At 66.7% G+C, this 505-nt stretch carries 1 protein-coding gene; it reads right to left on the reverse strand.

Annotation, left to right across the window (positions count from 1 at the left end; translation table 11 throughout):
* Positions 1-505: M24 family metallopeptidase (locus EOC94_RS33520; protein WP_148128465.1), on the reverse strand; the 505-nt coding region annotated here is incomplete at both ends.

Consider the following 505-nt stretch of genomic DNA (forward strand, 5'->3'; position numbering starts at 1 on the left):
GCACGTGGGCGAGCGTGGTTCCCGCAACAAGGGACGCCAGCCCGTCGTCAAAGGCCCGCTCGGCAATGGCGTGCAGTTCGGCCTGCTCGGCGGATGGCGGCCCGAAGGTGAAGTTGCGCGACATGTCGGAGGCGTAGCCGCCGACCGTGCAGACCATGTCGCACTTCAGCGGATCGCCAGGCATCGCTTTCGCATCGGCATCTTTGGCCCGAGCGCCCAGCGTCACATATTCGGCAGTTTGGACCGGATGAGACAGGCCGGACGCGGCCGTGGCGACACCTTGCCGGTAGAGGGCAATGAGATCGGCCTGGCGCATGCCGGCCATCGCATCGACCTGCAGCCGCTCCAGCCCGGCTTCCGACAGGATGATGCCTTGCTGCAGCAGGTCGATCTCGCGCGGCGACTTGATGGCCCGCAACCTGTCGAGCACGGCCGAGCCGTCGACCATCGTGCAGGCCGGCAACAGCGCCTGCATGACCGAGAAATCGGCGGCGGGCACAAAATC

Origin of the sequence: Mesorhizobium sp. M6A.T.Ce.TU.016.01.1.1 (genome assembly GCF_003997065.1) — a bacterium.
GTDB classification, from domain to species: domain Bacteria; phylum Pseudomonadota; class Alphaproteobacteria; order Rhizobiales; family Rhizobiaceae; genus Mesorhizobium; species Mesorhizobium mediterraneum.